Annotated in this window: 15 protein-coding genes; 9 read left to right on the top strand and 6 right to left on the bottom strand. The window is 72.5% G+C overall.

Annotation, left to right across the window (positions count from 1 at the left end; all coding sequences use genetic code 11):
- Positions 1-2: 2 nt before the first annotated feature.
- Entirely contained in the window at positions 3-596 is a 594-nt protein-coding gene (coaE, locus tag UXQ13_RS04660) for a dephospho-CoA kinase (protein WP_225231911.1), read from the bottom strand.
- 191 nt (positions 597-787) lie between these two features.
- Between coaE and UXQ13_RS04655 the strand changes: the two genes are divergently transcribed.
- Positions 788-1,060, top strand: a complete 273-nt coding sequence (locus tag UXQ13_RS04655) for a hypothetical protein (RefSeq protein ID WP_225231912.1) — start codon at positions 788-790, stop codon at positions 1,058-1,060.
- A 16-nt stretch (positions 1,061-1,076) separates the two neighbouring features.
- Here the strand turns inward: UXQ13_RS04655 and UXQ13_RS04650 are convergent, their stop codons facing one another.
- Together UXQ13_RS04650 and rpsA are read right to left on the bottom strand one after the other, a co-directional pair.
- The gene (locus tag UXQ13_RS04650; protein WP_225231913.1) at positions 1,077-1,805 is read right to left on the bottom strand and encodes a hypothetical protein; all 729 of its coding nucleotides are present in this window, start codon (positions 1,803-1,805) and stop codon (positions 1,077-1,079) included.
- 12 nt (positions 1,806-1,817) lie between these two features.
- Complete coding sequence (rpsA, locus tag UXQ13_RS04645) at positions 1,818-3,314, bottom strand: 30S ribosomal protein S1 (RefSeq protein WP_225231914.1); 1,497 nt, start codon at positions 3,312-3,314, stop codon at positions 1,818-1,820.
- Between the two features lie 209 nt (positions 3,315-3,523).
- Between rpsA and UXQ13_RS04640 the strand changes: the two genes are divergently transcribed.
- Positions 3,524-4,360: a class I SAM-dependent methyltransferase gene (locus UXQ13_RS04640; protein ID WP_225231737.1), complete on the top strand. Its 837-nt coding sequence runs from the start codon at positions 3,524-3,526 to the stop codon at positions 4,358-4,360.
- 1 nt (position 4,361) lies between these two features.
- Here UXQ13_RS04640 and UXQ13_RS04635 read toward each other — a convergent pair whose 3' ends face one another.
- Together UXQ13_RS04635 and polA are read right to left on the bottom strand one after the other, a co-directional pair.
- Positions 4,362-5,921, bottom strand: a complete 1,560-nt coding sequence (locus UXQ13_RS04635; RefSeq protein WP_225231738.1) for a CocE/NonD family hydrolase — start codon at positions 5,919-5,921, stop codon at positions 4,362-4,364.
- Between the two features lie 351 nt (positions 5,922-6,272).
- Positions 6,273-9,014, bottom strand: coding sequence for a DNA polymerase I (gene polA / locus UXQ13_RS04630; protein ID WP_225231915.1), 2,742 nt, complete (start codon positions 9,012-9,014; stop codon positions 6,273-6,275).
- 72 nt (positions 9,015-9,086) lie between these two features.
- Here polA and UXQ13_RS04625 point away from each other — a divergent pair, with 72 nt between their 5' ends.
- The 7 genes from UXQ13_RS04625 (at position 9,087) to UXQ13_RS04595 (ending at position 14,719) form a co-directional block, all read left to right on the top strand.
- A complete protein-coding gene (locus UXQ13_RS04625) occupies positions 9,087-9,488 on the top strand; it encodes a PaaI family thioesterase (RefSeq protein ID WP_225231916.1) in 402 nt (133 codons plus the stop codon).
- Between the two features lie 340 nt (positions 9,489-9,828).
- Positions 9,829-11,085, top strand: coding sequence for a branched-chain amino acid ABC transporter permease (locus tag UXQ13_RS04620; protein ID WP_225231917.1), 1,257 nt, complete (start codon positions 9,829-9,831; stop codon positions 11,083-11,085).
- Between the two features lie 4 nt (positions 11,086-11,089).
- The gene (locus tag UXQ13_RS04615) at positions 11,090-12,076 is read left to right on the top strand and encodes a branched-chain amino acid ABC transporter permease (RefSeq protein WP_336391872.1); all 987 of its coding nucleotides are present in this window, start codon (positions 11,090-11,092) and stop codon (positions 12,074-12,076) included.
- Entirely contained in the window at positions 12,066-13,085 is a 1,020-nt protein-coding gene (locus UXQ13_RS04610; protein WP_225231919.1) for an ABC transporter ATP-binding protein, read from the top strand. The genes UXQ13_RS04615 and UXQ13_RS04610 overlap by 11 nt, the downstream gene beginning before the upstream one ends.
- Positions 13,082-13,933: an ABC transporter ATP-binding protein gene (locus UXQ13_RS04605; protein WP_225231920.1), complete on the top strand. Its 852-nt coding sequence runs from the start codon at positions 13,082-13,084 to the stop codon at positions 13,931-13,933. The genes UXQ13_RS04610 and UXQ13_RS04605 overlap by 4 nt, the downstream gene beginning before the upstream one ends.
- Positions 13,934-14,005: 72 nt before the next feature.
- Complete coding sequence (locus tag UXQ13_RS04600; RefSeq protein ID WP_225231921.1) at positions 14,006-14,335, top strand: hypothetical protein; 330 nt, start codon at positions 14,006-14,008, stop codon at positions 14,333-14,335.
- 108 nt (positions 14,336-14,443) lie between these two features.
- Positions 14,444-14,719 carry a hypothetical protein gene (locus UXQ13_RS04595; protein ID WP_336391871.1) on the top strand — a complete coding sequence of 92 codons (276 nt, stop codon included), beginning with the start codon at positions 14,444-14,446 and terminating at the stop codon, positions 14,717-14,719.
- Between the two features lie 113 nt (positions 14,720-14,832).
- On the opposite strand, the gene UXQ13_RS04590 is transcribed toward UXQ13_RS04595, so the two are convergent.
- Positions 14,833-16,164 carry an ABC transporter substrate-binding protein gene (locus UXQ13_RS04590; RefSeq protein ID WP_225231923.1) on the bottom strand — a complete coding sequence of 444 codons (1,332 nt, stop codon included), beginning with the start codon at positions 16,162-16,164 and terminating at the stop codon, positions 14,833-14,835.
- Positions 16,165-16,181 lie beyond the last annotated feature (17 nt).

Here is a 16,181-nt window from a genome sequence, read left to right as displayed (position 1 = left end):
CCTCAGACCCGGCCGGCGACCCGCTGCGCCCAGAAGGCGGCCACCTGGTCGGCGAGCTCGTCCCTGGTGCCGTCGTTGACCAGCACCACGTCGGCGACCGCGGCCCGCTGCTCGTCGGTCGCCTGGCCGCGGATCCGCGCCTGGGCGTCCTCCCGGGTCATCCCGCGCTCCACCAGCCGGGTCAGCCGGACCTCCAGGTCGGCCTGCACGACCAGGACGACGTCGAAGGAGCCGGCCTGGCCGGTCTCGACCAGCAGCGGCACGTCCTGCACCACCACGGCGCCCTCGGGCGCGGCGGCGACCAGCTCGGCGGCCCGGGCCCGGACCAGCGGGTGCACGACGGCGTCCAACCGGGCGCGCTGCTCGGGGTCGGCGAAGACCACCGCCGCCAGGGCAGGACGGTCCAGGCCGCCGTCCGGGCCCAGCACGCCGTCCCCGAACGCCTCGACGACCGCGGCCAACCCCGGGGTGCCCGGTGCCACCACCTCGCGGGCTAAGCGGTCGGCGTCGACCAACCGGGCCCCGCGCTCCACGAGCAACGCGGCCACGGTGCTCTTGCCCGACCCGATGCCCCCGGTCAACCCGATCCTCAGCATGCCGCGACCCTCGCACACCCCGGCCCGGACCTCACCCGCACGCCGTCGAGGTCACGATCCGATGACGACGGGCCCTGCAGCCCCAGGAGTCCGGCGCGTCGCACCAGTCCCACGCGTCACACGACCTACGTTCCTCCCTGACGCCTTCCCTCCCCCGACCGAGGGCGCCGCCGAGAGAGGTAGGCACGACCATGTCCCGTTCCACGACGCTGGAGTCCCCGTCGGCCGTCGCCGACCGCCGCGCTCCGGGTCGGCACCGGCTCGACGTCGCCGGCGGCGTCCGCTGCTCGGAGCTGCCCGCCGTGGCCGCCCGCCTGGAGCGCTCCGCGACGCCGCGCACGGGCCTGGTGGCCTGGCTGCGTGCCCTGCTGCCGTCGGTGCCCACCGGGCGCCACACGTGGGACTTCCTGAGCAACGCCGGTGGCCGACCGCGCTCGGCGTTCGCGATCATCCTCAGCCTCTGACCGCGACGGCCGGCGCTCAGCCGGTCGGTGCGCTCGTCGACGTCCCCGCTGGCCGCCCGGTCGGCGGGGACGTCGTCGTCCCCGCAGCGGGTTCGGCAGCGGGCCCGGCAGCGGCGACGGCGAGGGCCGTCAGGGCCGTCCGGGTCCCGGGCGCGTCGAGCAGGCCCGGCACGAGGGTGACCACGTAGGTCCGGGCGGCCACCACGGCGACCAGGGTGGTGTCGGCCGGACCGGCGACCAGGACGGCGTCGGTACCCGGCACGACGGCGTCCTCGACCACCGCTCCGGCAGCCCGCCCCGACTCGGCGGCCAGCTCGAGCCGGGCCGCCGCCGACGCGGTGTCGGTGTAGGTCGCCACGGTGACCTGCAGCAGCGGGTCACTGGCCCCGGCAGTGCCGGTGGCCGGGGTGACGCCGTACCCGCAGGTGACCCGACCGGTGCGGCCGACCCCGGGCTCGGCCTGCCCGAGCAGGTAGGTCGACGTGCCCGGCAGCCGCACCCCGAGCGCCTCGTTCACCTCGCTGACGGTGAGCAGGTCGGCGCAGGTGGCAGGCAGCTGGAAGGCCGGGGCCGCCGCCGTGGTCGCCACGGGGGCGGCCGAGGTGGTGGGGGCGGTGCTGGTCGTCGGCGCGGGGTCCGGTGCCGCCCCGGCGAACCCGGCGCACCCCGCCGTCCCCAGCAGGCCCACCAGCCCCAGGGACGACAGTGCGCCGCCCACCCGGTGGGGTGGACGGCGCACGGTCATGCGATCAGCGGGTCACTCGCCGCCGGCGAGCTTGGCCCGCAGCGCGGCCAGCGCCTCGTCGGAGGCCAGGGTGCCGCCGCCCGAGGACGGAGCACCGGTGCTCGCGGCCGGACCGGAGTCCGACTCGGGAGCGTCGCTGGAGTAGCTGCCACCGGCCGCAGCCTCGGCGTCGGCCTCGCGGGCCGCGACGATCTGCTTCTGGTGCGCCTCGAAGCGGGCCTGGGCCTCGGCGTACTGCCGCTCCCACTCCTCGCGCTGGGTGTCGAAGCCCTCGCGCCACTCGCCGGTGTCGGAGTCGAAGCCCTCGGGGTACACGTAGTTCCCCTGCTCGTCGTACGACGCGGCCATGCCGTAGGCGGCCGGGTCGAACTGGTCGTCCTCGGCGATGACGCCCTCGTTGGCCTGCTTCAGCGACAGCGAGATGCGACGACGGTCGAGGTCGATGTCGATGACCTTGACCAGGATCTCGTCGCCGACCTGCGCGACCTGCTCCGGGATCTCGACGTGGCGCTCGGCCAGCTCGGAGATGTGCACCAGGCCCTCGATGCCCTCGTCGACGCGCACGAACGCACCGAAGGGGACGAGCTTGGTGACCTTGCCGGGCACGACCTGCCCGATCTGGTGGGTCCGGGCGAACTGACGCCACGGGTCCTCCTGGGTCGCCTTCAGCGACAGGGAGACGCGCTCGCGGTCCAGGTCGACGTCGAGGACCTCGACGGTGACCTCCTGGCCGACCTCGACGACCTCGGACGGGTGGTCGATGTGCTTCCAGGACAGCTCGGAGACGTGCACCAGGCCGTCGACGCCGCCCAGGTCCACGAAGGCACCGAAGTTGACGATCGAGGAGACCTGACCGGTGCGGACCTGGCCCTTGGCGAGCTTGTTGAGGAACTCGCTGCGCACCTCGGACTGGGTCTGCTCCAGCCACTGGCGGCGGGACAGGACCACGTTGTTGCGGTTCTTGTCGAGCTCGATGATCTTGGCCTCGAGCTCGCGGCCCACGTAGGGCTGCAGGTCGCGGACGCGACGCATCTCGACCAGCGAGGCGGGGAGGAACCCGCGCAGGCCGATGTCGAGGATCAGGCCGCCCTTGACGACCTCGATGACGGTGCCGGTGACGACCTCGTCGGCTTCCTTCTTCGCCTCGATCGTGCCCCAGGCGCGCTCGTACTGCGCGCGCTTCTTGGAGAGGATCAGCCGGCCTTCCTTGTCCTCCTTCTGGAGGACGAGGGCTTCCACCTCGTCGCCGACCTTGACGACCTCGTTGGGGTCGACGTCGTGCTTGATGGAGAGCTCGCGCGAGGGGATGACGCCCTCGGTCTTGTAGCCGATGTCCAGCAGCACCTCGTCGCGGTCGACCTTGACGATGACTCCCTCGACGATGTCTCCGTCGTTGAAGTACTTGATCGTCAGGTCGATGGCTGCGAGGAAGTCCGCCTCGGAGCCGATGTCGTTGATGGCGACCTGCGGGGTGGTGGTGCTGTCGGGACGGACCTGGGTGGAGGTCATGTGGTCGAGTGCTCCGGACGGGGGGTGTGGAGGGACAGGGACGTGCCCCGGCCGCGATGACCGGGGTGGGGTTCACGGGAGAGGTGGGAGGGCGACCCGGGGGCCGCCGGCACCACAGACCTCTGGCGCACGTCCCATGGTACGTACCCCTCCCGGGTGGGTCCACCACGGCCTCCCGCCCCGGACGCCGGCCGTGCCAGCATCGCCGGATGCCCGCTCCCCTCCCCCTCGCCTCCGACGGCTACCCGCTGGCCGGCGGGGTGGAGCGCCGCGAGGTGTCCGAGGCCGAGTCGGTGCGGGCCAACCGCGGCTGGTGGGACGCGGCGGCTCCCGCCTACCTCGCCGAGCACGGCGCCGACCTGGGCGACGCGGACTTCCTGTGGGGTCCCGAGGGGCTGCGCGAGGCCGACGCCCGACTGCTCGGCGACGTCGCCGGCCGCCGGGTCCTCGAGGTCGGCTGCGGCTCGGCCCCGTGCGCCCGCTGGCTGACCGCCGCCGGCGCGCAGGTGGTGGCCCTGGACCTGTCGGCCGGGATGCTGGCCCGGGCGCGCGAGCTCAACGCGAGCACCGGGCTGTCCCCCACCCTGCTGCAGGCCGACATCGGTGCCCTGCCGCTGGCCGACCACAGCGTCGACCTGGCGTGCTCGGCGTTCGGCGGTCTGCCGTTCGTGGCCGACGTCCGCGGCGCGCTGGCGGAGGTGGCCCGGGTGCTGCGCCCGGGCGGGCGGTTCGTCGCCTCGGTGAACCACCCGCTGCGCTGGCCGTTCCCCGACTCCCCCGACCCGGCCGACCTCACCGTGGTGGGGTCCTACTTCGACCGCACGCCCTACGTGGAGACCGACGGCGCCGGCACCGTGGTCTACGTCGAGCACCACCGCACGGTTGGGGACTGGGTGCGCGACGTGGTGGCGGCCGGGTTCGTGCTGGCCGACCTGGTGGAGCCCGAGTGGACCCCGGGCCGGACCGAGACCTGGGGCCAGTGGTCCCCGGCCCGCGGTGCGCTCGTCCCCGGGACGCTGGTCCTGGTCTGCGACCTGCCCCGCTGAGCTACCGGCCGACCGGCAGCACCAGCCGGGACGCCCCGCCGGCGACGGCGACCGTCCGGGTGGAGACGACGGTGCGCACGGCGGTGTCCGGCGGCTCGCCGGTGCCGGTGTTGCGGGCGTAGTGCGGGTGCGAGGACCCGGCCACCACCAGCCGCAGCCGTGAGCCCGCGGCGAACCGGTGGGCCACCGCGTCCAGCGGCAGCCGCACCGGGCCGCCGTCCGCGGTCGTGCCCTCGTCGCCGGGGACCAGGCGCACGTACCCGTCGCTCACGTTGCGGGAGCGCCCGCGCCGGTCCACCTCGGACAGCCGGACGGCGAGGTCGACGTGCTCGACGTCGGTGCCGTGGCGCAGCTCGACCACCGGGACCCCCAGCACCTCCAGGGCGGTCGGCAGCGGTTCGGACAGCCAGACCGCGACGTCGTCCCGGGCGCCGAGCGCGGTGTCGTCGGTGTAGCCGCCGCTGCGGTTGTCCAGCAGCCGCCCGCCGAAGCTGGGGGTGGGGTCGGCCGGGTCGCTGCGGAAGGTGACCGGTGCGGCGTCCGGCCCGGGGGCGGCGTCCGCGAGCTGTCCGTCGGCGGTCAGCAGCAGGGTCCGGTCGGTGGTGGTCGGGGGCCAGCTGGGCAGGTGCCGCCACTCGTCGGCGCCGGTGACGTGCACGTGCACCGGGGCGGGACGGCGGTGGGGACCGGTCCCCGCGAGGTGCTCACCCAGCCAGTCCAGCGACTCCCGGGTGACGAGGCCGCCGCCCTTGGACAGCGTCTCGACGTGGGTCCAGGGACCCACCGTGAGCGCGACGTCGACGCCGCGTTCGGTCAACCTCGAGTACTGGTCGAGGGTCTGGTCGAGGAAGAGGTCCTGCCAGCCGCTGATCAGCAGCACCGGGATCTGCACGTTCTCCAGTGCCCGGTCCAGCTGCACCGGCGCCCACCAGGGGTCGGTGCGGTCGGGGTGGCCGACCCACTCGCGGTACCAGGGCGCGCGGCCGGCCAGCAGGCGCTCGCCGGCGTCGCGCAGCGGGAGCGCGTCGAGGGCGGGCCCCATCCGGCGGGCGCCGGTCGCCTGGCGGACCAGGCCGCGGATCCGGCCGGGGTCCTCCTGGTGGGCGACCATGTCGCTCCAGCCGAGGAAGTCGTTGACGGTGAAGGCGCCGGTGCCCCAGGTGGCGCGGGAGAAGTCGTGCGGCCCGACCAGGACGACGGAGGCGACGAGCTCCGGCGGCGGGTCGGCCAGCAGGGCCCACTGGGTGAAGCCGAGGTAGGACAGCCCGACGGTGCCGAAGGTGCCGGTGAACCAGGGCTGCTCGCGGAGCCAGGCGACGGTGTCGGCGCCGTCGTCGACCTCGCGGAACATGGGCTGGAACTCGTCCCCGGACCCGTAGGTGCCGCGGACGCTCTGGAAGACCATGTGGTAGCCGCGGGCGGCGTAGGCGGTGCCGAACAGCAAGGAGAACGGGAACGCCCGCCCGTAGGGCCCGCGCACCAGCAGCGTGCCCAGCACGGTCCCGGTGGGTGCGTAGTGGTCGGCGACCAGCTCGACCCCGTCCCGCATCGGAACCCTCAACCCTCGAGTCACGGTGTAGCCCCCCGTCGCCGGCGGCAGCTTCAGCACCCGAGACGCAACCCGATCCACCAGACCCATACCCAGATGATGCAGGTCACCCCCGCCCCCCACCAGCACCCCACGCAGGGCCCGACCGGAGTTGCAGCCACCCACCCAACAGACGCCCAACACCCCGTCCCGCCGACGGGAGGGCGAGGAACGACCCCTCCCCGAGGCGGGACCCGCCCTCAGTCCCGCCGACGGCTGGGGGCCGAGGAACGAGCGCCCCCCGCCCGAGGCGGGAGCAGCATCGCTCGCCGCCCCAGGGGCACGGCTCCTGGCCGCGGTGCGATCCGGAGGATCGCGATCAGCTCAGTGCGCCGCCTGGTCCCAGCTCTGCCCGACGCCGACGCTGACGTCCAGGGAGACCGACAGCTCGGCGGCGCCGGCCATCTCGGTGCGGACGAGCTCCTCGAGCTGCTCGCGCTCGCCGGGGGCGACCTCGAGGACGAGTTCGTCGTGCACCTGCAGCAGCATCCGGCTGGTCAGGCCGCGCTCGGCGATCCCGCGCTCGACCCGCAGCATGGCGACCTTGATGACGTCGGCGGCCGAGCCCTGGATGGGGGCGTTGAGCGCCATCCGCTCGGCCATGTCGCGGCGCTGCTTGTTGTCGCTGGTGAGGTCGGGCAGGTAGCGGCGGCGGCCCATGGTGGTCTGGGTGTAGCCGGTCTGCCGGGCGTCGTCGACGACGGTGTCGAGGTAGTCGCGGATGCCGCCGAACCGCTCGAAGTAGGCGTGCATCTGCACCCGGGCCTCCTCCGGCGTGATCTTGAGCTGCTGGGAGAGCCCGTAGGCGCTGAGCCCGTAGGCCAGGCCGTAGCTCATGGCCTTGATCCGGCGGCGCATCTCGGGGTCGACGGACTCGATGGGGATGTCGAAGGCCCGGGCGGCGACGAAGGTGTGCAGGTCCTCCCCGGAGGTGAAGGCCTCGATCAGGCCGGCGTCCTCGGAGAGGTGGGCCATGATCCGCATCTCGATCTGGCTGTAGTCGGCGGTCATCAGCGACTCGTAGCCGGCGCCGACGACGAAGGCCTGCCGGATGCGGCGGCCCTCGGCCGAGCGGATCGGGATGTTCTGCAGGTTGGGGTCGACCGAGGACAGCCGGCCGGTGGCCGCGATGGTCTGCTGGAAGGTGGTGTGGATGCGGCCGGAGTCGTCGACCATCGGGATCAGCCCGTCGATGACGGTGCGCAGCCGGGTGACGTCGCGGTGCCGCAGCAGCGCCTCGAGGAACGGGTGCGGGCTGGTCTCCTGCAACCACGCCAGCGCATCGGCGTCGGTGGTGTAGCCGGTCTTGTTCTTCTTGGTCTTGGGCAGGCCCAGCTGGTCGAACAGCACCGCCTGCAGCTGCTTGGGCGAGCCGAGGTTGATCTCGGTGCCGATGGCCTCGTAGGCGTCGGCGGCGGCCTCGGCGACCTTGCCGGCGAACTCCGACTGCAGGTCGTGCAGGAGCTCGAGGTCGGCGGCGATGCCGCGCTGCTCCATGCGGGCCAGCACCTTGGTCAGCGGCAGCTCCAGCTCGGTGAGCAGCCGGTCGCCGCCCTTCTGGCCCAGCAGCTGCTCCAGGGCGTCGGAGAGGTCGTTGACCGCGACGGCCTTGCGGGCATCGGCGACGGCGGCCTCCTGGGCCAGGTCGGCCTCGGTGGGGCCCATGCCGTCCAGGGTGAGCTGCTGCTCGGTGGGGGTGGCCTCGGTCAGCTCGCGCCGCAGGTAGCGGACGGCGAGGTCGCCGAGGTCGAAGGACCGCTGACCAGGCAGCGCGAGGTAGGCGGCCAGCGCGGTGTCGCTGATCTCGCCCTCGAGCTCCCAGCCGCGGGCCCAGACCGCCAGCAGCGGGCCCTTCTCCTCGTGCACGACCTTCGTCGCGGTCGGGTCGGCCAGCCAGGCGGCCAGCGCCTGCTCGTCGGCGACGTCGAGGTCGGGGCCGAGGTCGACGAAGACGGTGTGGTCGTCGGAGGCGGCCAGGGCGATGCCGGTCAGCTCGCCGGTGCCGCGGCCCCAGGAGCCGCGGAAGACGATGCCGGTGTGGCCCTTGCGGCCGTGCGCGGCCAGCCAGTCGGCCAGCCCGCCGGCGGCGACGTTGTCGACGGTCACGTCGATGCCGCCGTCGACCTCGGGCTCGGCGCTGGACAGGGTGGCGAACAGCCGGTCGCGCAGCACCCGGAACTGCAGGTTGTCGAACAGGGTGTGCACCTCGGCCCGGTCCCAGGGCCGGACGGCGAGGTCGACCGGGTGCAGCTCCAGGGCCACGGTCCGGTCGAGCTCGGTGAGGCGGCGGTTCTGCAGCACCGAGGACAGGTGCTCGCGGAGCTTCTCGCCCACCTTGCCCTTGACGGTGTCGACCTGGTCGACGAGGGCGTCCAGCGAGCCGTACTCCCGGATCCACTTGGCGGCGGTCTTCTCCCCCACGCTCGGGATGCCGGGCAGGTTGTCCGAGGGGTCGCCCCGCAGCGCGGCGAAGTCGGGGTACTGCACCGGGCTCAGGCCGTACTTCTCCTCGACCGCCTCCGGGGTGAACCGGGTGAGGTCGGAGACGCCCTTGCGGGGGTAGAGCACGGTGACGTGGTCGTTGACCAGCTGCAGGGCGTCGCGGTCGCCGGTGCAGATCAGCACGTCCATGCCCGACTCGACGGCCTGCACGGTGAGCGTGGCGATGACGTCGTCGGCCTCGTAGCCCTCGGCGGTGAGCACCGGCACGTGCAGGGCAGCCAGCACCTCCTGGATGAGGCTGACCTGGCCGCGGAAGTCGGTCGGGCTCTCGGACCGGTTGGCCTTGTACTCGGCGAAGATCTCGCTGCGGAAGGTCTTGCGGCCGACGTCGAAGGCCACCGCCAGGTGGGTGGGCGCCTCGTCGCGCAGCACGTTGATCAGCATCGAGGTGAAGCCGTAGACGGCGTTCGTCGGCTGCCCGGTGGTGGTCGAGAAGTTCTCCACGGGCAGGGCGAAGAAGGCCCGGTAGGCCAGGGAGTGCCCGTCCAGCAGCAGCAGCCGCGGGCGCACGCCCGGGGTGGTGGAGGTGGATGGGTGGACCGTCTCGGACACCGGAGCAGACATCGCAGCCATCGTATGGCGGGGGTACGACGGTTCCTCCACCCCGACGGCGGCGTCCTGGCTAGCGTGCGGCGGGTGACCACCCCGCGCCCGGACTGGGCCCCCGCCGACCTGAGCCCCCTCGACAGCAAGCTCGGCATCGAGATCGTCGACTTCGACCCCGACCGGCTGGTCGCGACCATCCCGGTGCGCGGCAACGAGCAGCCCTTCGGCCTGCTGCACGGCGGGGCGACCTGCGCCCTGGCCGAGACCGTGGGGTCCTGGGCCGGGGCACTGCACGCCGGCCCGGACCGGCAGGTCGTGGGCATCGAGCTGAACGTGTCCTACCTGCGCGGGGCGACCGAGGGCACGGTCACCGCGGTCTGCACCCCGGTCCGCCGGGGACGGACGCTGGCGACCTTCCGGATCGACATGACCGACGACGCCGGCCGGCCCACCGCCAGCGCGCGGCTGACCACGATGATCAAGCCGGGTTAGCAGCTCCTCCTGCGACCCGGTCGCACCCGGATCGGACCGCCTGGGCCCGCAGGCCTGGGTCGCAGTTGTGTCACGGACCACGTCCGGGGACCCAGAACCGCAACAACCGTGCATTACTGTCCCGATCCGATCGCCTCGCAGCCACCTGCCGTCCACCCGGGCCACCCCCGGCCGGGCGCGGGGGCCGCACCACCCGAACGGCCCAGGAGGTCGAGTGACGCACGCACCCCACCGTGCCCCCGTGCACGGTGCCCGGACGGGGCCCCCGGGCCCGCCGGACGACCGGTCAGGACGCCGGAGGTGGTGGTCCGGCTCCTCGGTGCGGGGACGCCGCCCACTCGTGCTCGCCCTGCTCGTCGCGGCCTTCGCCATGGCCCTGGCCACCCTGCTCCCCTCGGGCATCGCCCAGGCCGAGGGAGAGACGGTCCGCGGCACGCTGCAGACCAGCAAGTCCGGCCCCATCGAGGGCATCGAGGTCACCGTCACCGACTCCTCCGGTGACGAGGTGGACTCGGTCGAGACCGACGACACCGGCCGCTTCGAGGTCGAGCTGCCCGACGGGCCCGGCCAGTACACCGTCAGCATCGACGCCGACTCGCTGCCCGACGGCGTCGAGCTCGGCGACAACGGCGCCGAGCGCACGGTGACCGTCCAGCCCAACGGCCAGCAGAACGTGCTGTTCGGCCTGGAGGACGGGTCGACCAACAGCGGCGGCGGCGGCATCCGCGCCATCCAGCTGCTGGTCGACGGCCTGCGCTTCGGCCTGATCATCGCCGTCTGCGCGGTCGGCCTGTCGCTGATCTTCGGCACCACCGGGTTGACCAACTTCGCCCACGGCGAGCTGGTCACCATCGGCGCCGTCGTCGCCTGGTACGTCAACGTGCAGGGCGGGGTGCCGCTGATCGCGGCCACCCTCATCGCGATGGTCGCCGGGGCCGCGGTCGGCGCGCTCAACGAGCTGGCGCTGTGGCGCCCGCTGCGCAAGCGCGGCACCGGCCTGGTCGCCGCGCTCGTGGTGTCCATCGGGTTGTCGCTGCTGCTGCGCTACCTGATCCAGATCGTCTACGGCGGGTTCTCCAACCCGTACGGGGACTACCAGTCCCAGCGGGCCGTGAACTACGGCGTGTTCACGATGACCAACCGGGCCCTGGCCTCGATCGTCATCGCTGTCGTCGTGCTCGTGCTGGTCGCCCTCATGCTGCAGCGCACCAAGATCGGCAAGGCCATGCGGGCGGTCGCGGACAACCGCGACCTCGCCGCCTCCTCGGGCATCGACGTCAACCGCGTCATCCTGGTCGTCTGGATGATGGGTGGCGCGCTCGCCGCCCTGGGCGGCGTCCTCCTCGGTCTGTCCGACCAGGTCCAGTGGGACATGGGCTTCCGGCTGCTGCTGCTCATGTTCGCCGGGGTCACCCTCGGCGGGCTCGGCACGGCCTACGGCGCCCTGGTCGGCAGCGTCATCATCGGTGTGTTCGTCCAGATGTCCACCCTGGTCATCCCGGACGACATCAAGTACGTCGGAGGTCTGCTCCTCTTGATCGTCATCCTCGTCATCCGGCCCCAGGGCATCCTGGGCAGCCGGGCCCGGATCGGCTGACCCGGTGAGCGACCTCCTCGACGCCCTCGCCATCGGCGTGAAGTCCGGCCTGGGGTTCCAGGCCATCTTCTTCGCGCTGCTGGCCATCGGCATCAACGTGCACTTCGGGTACACCGGGCTGCTGAACTTCGGCCAGATCGCCTTCGCCATGCTCGGCGGCTTCGGCATCGCCATCTCGGTCAGCCAGTGGGGCCTGCCCTTCTGGGTCGGCGTCGTCGTCGGCGTCGCCGCGGCGATCGTGCTGGCGCTGCTGCTGGGCCTGCCCACCCTCCGGCTGCGCGCGGACTACCTGGCGATCGTCACCATCGCTACCGCCGAGGGACTACGCCTGCTGTTCCGGTCGGTGTCGGCGACCCCGGTCACCAACGGCACCCGCGGGCTCTCGTCGTTCAACCAGAGCTTCATCGCCCTGGCGCCGTGGAGCACCCAGCGGCGGTACGACCTGCTCGGGACCTCCTGGAGCGGTGGCGAGCTCTGGGTCGCCCTCGTCGGGTGGACCCTGGTCGCGCTGGCCAGCCTGCTGGTGTTCCTGCTCATGCGCAGCCCCTGGGGCCGCGTGCTCAAGGCCATCCGCGAGGACGAGGACGCCGTCCGCGCACTGGGCAAGAACGTCTACAGCTACAAGATGCAGGCCCTGGTGCTCGGCGCCGTCTTCGGCGCCTTCGGCGGCATGGTCTACGCCGTCGGCACCGGGTCGGCCATCCCCGACCAGTACCAGAACGCCAACACGTTCCTGGCCTACGCGGCGCTGATCCTCGGCGGTGCGGCCCGGGTGCTCGGCCCGGTCGTGGGCTCGATCATCCTGCAGTTCGCCGACACGTTCCTGCGGGCACTGATCAGCAACGGCACCATCCCCGAGGCCCTGCTGTCCTCCACCGACGTCGCCCAGATCCGCTTCGTGCTGGTCGGCATCGGCCTCATGCTGCTGCTGATCTTCCGACCACAGGGCATCTTCGGTGACCGACGAGAGGTGATGCTCGATGCCCGCTGACCAGAACACCGGTTCGCACGCCGCGTCCGGCACCGGCGGGGGCCACAGCGCTCCCCCGGCCCGGCTGGCGCAGAAGGCCCTGGCCGACCTGCCCTGGGAGGTCGGCGTCGCCAAGCCGGACCCGGCCATGGTCGTGGACAAGGTCACCCGCACCTTCGGCGGCCTGACCGCCGTCTCGGTCGATCACCTGGAGATCCAGCGCGGCGGCATCACCGGCCTGATCGGCCCCAACGGTGCCGGCAAGACCACGCTGTTCAACCTGCTCACCGGGTTCGACCAGCCCAACACCGGCACCTGGACCTTCGACGGGCGCTCGCTGGGCCGGCTCTCGCCGCACCAGGTCGCCCGGCTGGGGGTCGTGCGCACCTTCCAGCTGACCAAGGCGCTGTCCCGGCTCACCGTGCTGCAGAACATGCTGCTCGGGGCGCAGGGCCAGACCGGTGAGTCCTTCCTCAAGGCGCTGATCCCCGGCACCTGGCGGGCCGAGGAGAAGGCCAACACCGAGAAGGCGATGGACCTGCTCCGGCGGTTCAAGCTCGACGCCAAGAAGGACGACTTCGCCGGGATCCTGTCCGGCGGCCAGCGCAAGCTGCTGGAGATGGCCCGGGCGCTCATGAGCGACCCGAAGGTCGTCATGCTCGACGAGCCGATGGCCGGGGTGAACCCGGCGCTGACCCAGTCGCTGCTCGGGCACGTCAAGGACCTCCGCGAGGAGGGCATGACGGTGGTCTTCGTCGAGCACGACATGGACGTCGTCCGGGACATCAGCGACTGGGTGGTCGTCATGGCCGCCGGCAAGGTCATCGCCGAGGGCCCGCCCGAGTCCATCTCGCAGAACAAGGCCGTGGTCGACGCCTACCTGGGCGCCCACCACGACGCGCCGCTGACCAACGAGGAGGAGGACCGCGTCCTCGCCGAGGCGGAGGCTGCCATCGCCCGCGAGGAAGGGGTCCCGCCCGGCGGCGGCACCCCCGAGACGATCTCCAGCGAGAAGGACGGGAAGCGATGAGCGAGCCGCTGTTCGAGGTCGACGAGACCGGCGAGGACGTCACCCGCGCCCAGGAGGCCGGCGGTGCCGAGCTGTCCCCCGCGGAGAAGGCGGCCACCCGCGAGGAGCACCTCAAGCTCGCCGAGGGTGCGCTGGTGCGGGCCGACGACCTGGTCGCCGGGTACGTGCCCGGGGTCAACATCCTGCGGGGGTGCGACTTCTACCTGCAGGACGGCGAGCTGGTCGGGATCATCGGTCCCAACGGCGCCGGCAAGTCCACCCTGCTGAAGACCCTCTTCGGGCTCATCCCGGTGCGGTCGGGCGCGGTCACCCTGCGTGGGGAGAACATCACCTCGGCCCCGGCCCACAAGCTGGTGCAGCTGGGTGTGGGCTACGTGCCGCAGAACAACAACGTCTTCCCGTCGCTGACCATCTCCGAGAACATGCAGATGGGCGTGTACCTGCGACCCAAGACGTTCAAGGAGCGGTTCGACTACGTCATCGACCTGTTCCCGCTGCTGGGCGAGCGGCGCAACGGCAAGGCCGGTGCGCTGTCCGGCGGTGAGCGCCAGATGGTGGCGATGGGCCGGGCGCTGATGATGGACCCGTCGGTGCTGCTGCTCGACGAGCCGTCGGCCGGCCTCTCGCCGGCCTACCAGGACGAGGTGTTCATCCGCTGCCGGCGGATCAACGCCACCGGCGTCTCGATCATCATGGTCGAGCAGAACGCCCGTCGCTGCCTGCAGATCTGCGACCGCGGCTACGTCCTGGACCAGGGGCGGAACGCCTACACCGACACCGGCAAGTCGCTGATGAACGACCCCAAGGTGATCGAGCTGTACCTGGGCACCCTCGCCAAGGCCCAATAGCAACCCTGTTCCACCCGGTACGACGCCGGTCGTCCCCACGCGGGGCGGCCGGCGTCGTGCTGTCATGGGGCGGTGACCCGCGAGCAGCTGCTGGCCCGCTACCGCGAGCTCGTCCTCGGCCGGCTCCCGGCCCGCGCCCGGGAGCAGCGGTGGGTGGTCACCGCCGACCACTGCTTCGGCCGGATCGTCCTCGACCACGCCGTCGGCGGCCGCTGGTACGACGTGCTGGACCGCCGCCGCTCCCCCGCCTTCGCGCAGCTGGACGACGACCGGCTGGCCGCCGCGGTCGCCCTGGCCGAGCGGATCGACGCCGAGGGCGACCCCCTGCTGCGCGAGCTGGACCGGCAGAGCCTGGTCTGGCGCGGGAAGCCCACTAAGGCCTCCACGGCGCCCACGGCGTGACCGGCCTCGCCGTCGTCCACCTGGTCCTGGTCGCCGCCTACGCGGGCTTCCAGTGGACCGTGCGGGTCCGCCGGGTACGAGCGCTCCCACCAGCAGCGGATCACCCGGGTGGTCGGCCCGCTGTTCGTCGGCCAGGGCGTGACCACCCTCTGGCTGCTGGTGCTGGCGGCGCGCGGCGACGCCCCCGCCCTGCCCGTGCTGGCCGGCGCGGTCTGCCTCGCCGTCGTCCTCGTGGTGACCGCGCTGGGCGCCGTCCCGCTGCACCGGGTGCTGGACGCCGGCTGGGACGCCGCAGCCCACCACCGGTTGCTCCGGGTCGACTCCGTCCGGGTCGCGGCCGCCTCGCTGGGCGTGCTGGCCGCCGCCTGGCTGGTGCTGGGCTGAGACGCGGGACGGCCCGGCTCCCCCGCGAAGGGGGAACCGGGCCGTCGTCTGCGTGCAGGTGGTGCGGTGGTGCTCCTACGTGACCGAGGTCAGCGCAGTGTCGGACTCAGCGCTCAGCGCTGGGGCCCGATGCCCTGGGCGTTCAGACCCTGGATGATCCGCGACGACTCCTCGAAGCCGATCACCACGATGGCGTCGGGGTTGAAGTCGACCATGCGCTGGATCTCCGAGTCGAAGTTCGCAGCCTGCGGGTCGTAGGTGATCGCCTGGATGTTGTCCTCGGACAGACCGTCGCTGACCAGGTTGTTGACGGTGTTCTCCGACAGACCCGTGCCGTACGGGTCGTTGGTGGCCAGGATGCCGATCGTGTTGTTGCCGTCCTGGCCGATCAGGTCGGCCAGGGCGCGGGCCTGCAGCGTGTCCGGGGGCGCGGTGCGGAAGTACAGCCCCTGGTCGTTGTAGGTCGTGAACTGGTCGGAGGTGTTCGCCGGGGAGAACTCCAGGACGCCGGCACCGGTGATGGTGTCGATGACCGTGAGGCTCACGCCCGAGGACGCCGCACCGATGATCGCGTTGACGCCGGACTGCAGCAGGCGGTCCACGGTCTGGGTGGCGGTGTCGGTCGAGGCGTCACCCGAGTCACCGGTCACGAGCTGGACCGGCTGGCCCAGCACGCCACCGGCGGCGTTGATGTCGTTGATCGCCAGCTGGACGCCGGCGACCTCCGGCGGGCCGAGGAAGGCCAGGTTGCCGGTCTCGGGCAGCAGCGTGCCGATGACCAGCGGGGCGCCGGTGGCGCCGGCGGGGGCGTAGGCCGGGCCCTCGTCGGTGGTGGCGTTGGCCTCGTCACCGGCGATGACGTACTGGTTGTCGGCCGGGTCGATCGCGTTGTCCTCGCCGAACTGCAGGATGCCGAAGCTGGCCTGGGCCGGCTCGCCGGCGTCGGTGAAGCTCAGCGGACCGGTGATGCCGTCGTAGTCGACGTTGCCGGCCGCGTTGATGATCGCGAGGCAGCCCGCGAAGTCGGTGCAGGCGTCGCCGCCCACGGTGATCCCGTTGACGTAGGGACCGAAGGTGGTCGCCTGGTTGGTGCCCGCGGCCTGCGCCGCCAGCGCCGTGATGATCACGGCGTCGTAGGACTCACCGGCGTAGTTGTAGTCCTGCAGGTCGGGGTTGATCTCCAGCAGCCGGTCGGTGAAGTCACCGGCCAGCTCGGTGAGGGGCGTGGTGCCCTTCATGCCGGCCAGGGCACCCTGCTCGGTGAAGTCGGCGCCCAGGGCGTTGCCCATGTTGCCGTCGGTGCCGTAGATGTTGACCTGCTTGGTGCCGCTGTCGCTGTCGCTGGCCGCGGCGTCGTCGCTGTCGCTGCCGCCGCCACAGGCGGTTGCAGCGAGCAGGACGGCACCGGACACGGCGACAGCGCGGGCGAAGGTGCCAGTGCGCATCAAGTGACTCCCAGTGT

Origin of the sequence: Klenkia terrae, assembly GCF_037083865.1 — a bacterium.
Lineage (GTDB): Bacteria > Actinomycetota > Actinomycetes > Mycobacteriales > Geodermatophilaceae > Klenkia > Klenkia terrae.
Note: the sequence above shows the minus strand (reverse complement) of the source record. Positions and strands in the feature narration are given on the sequence as shown.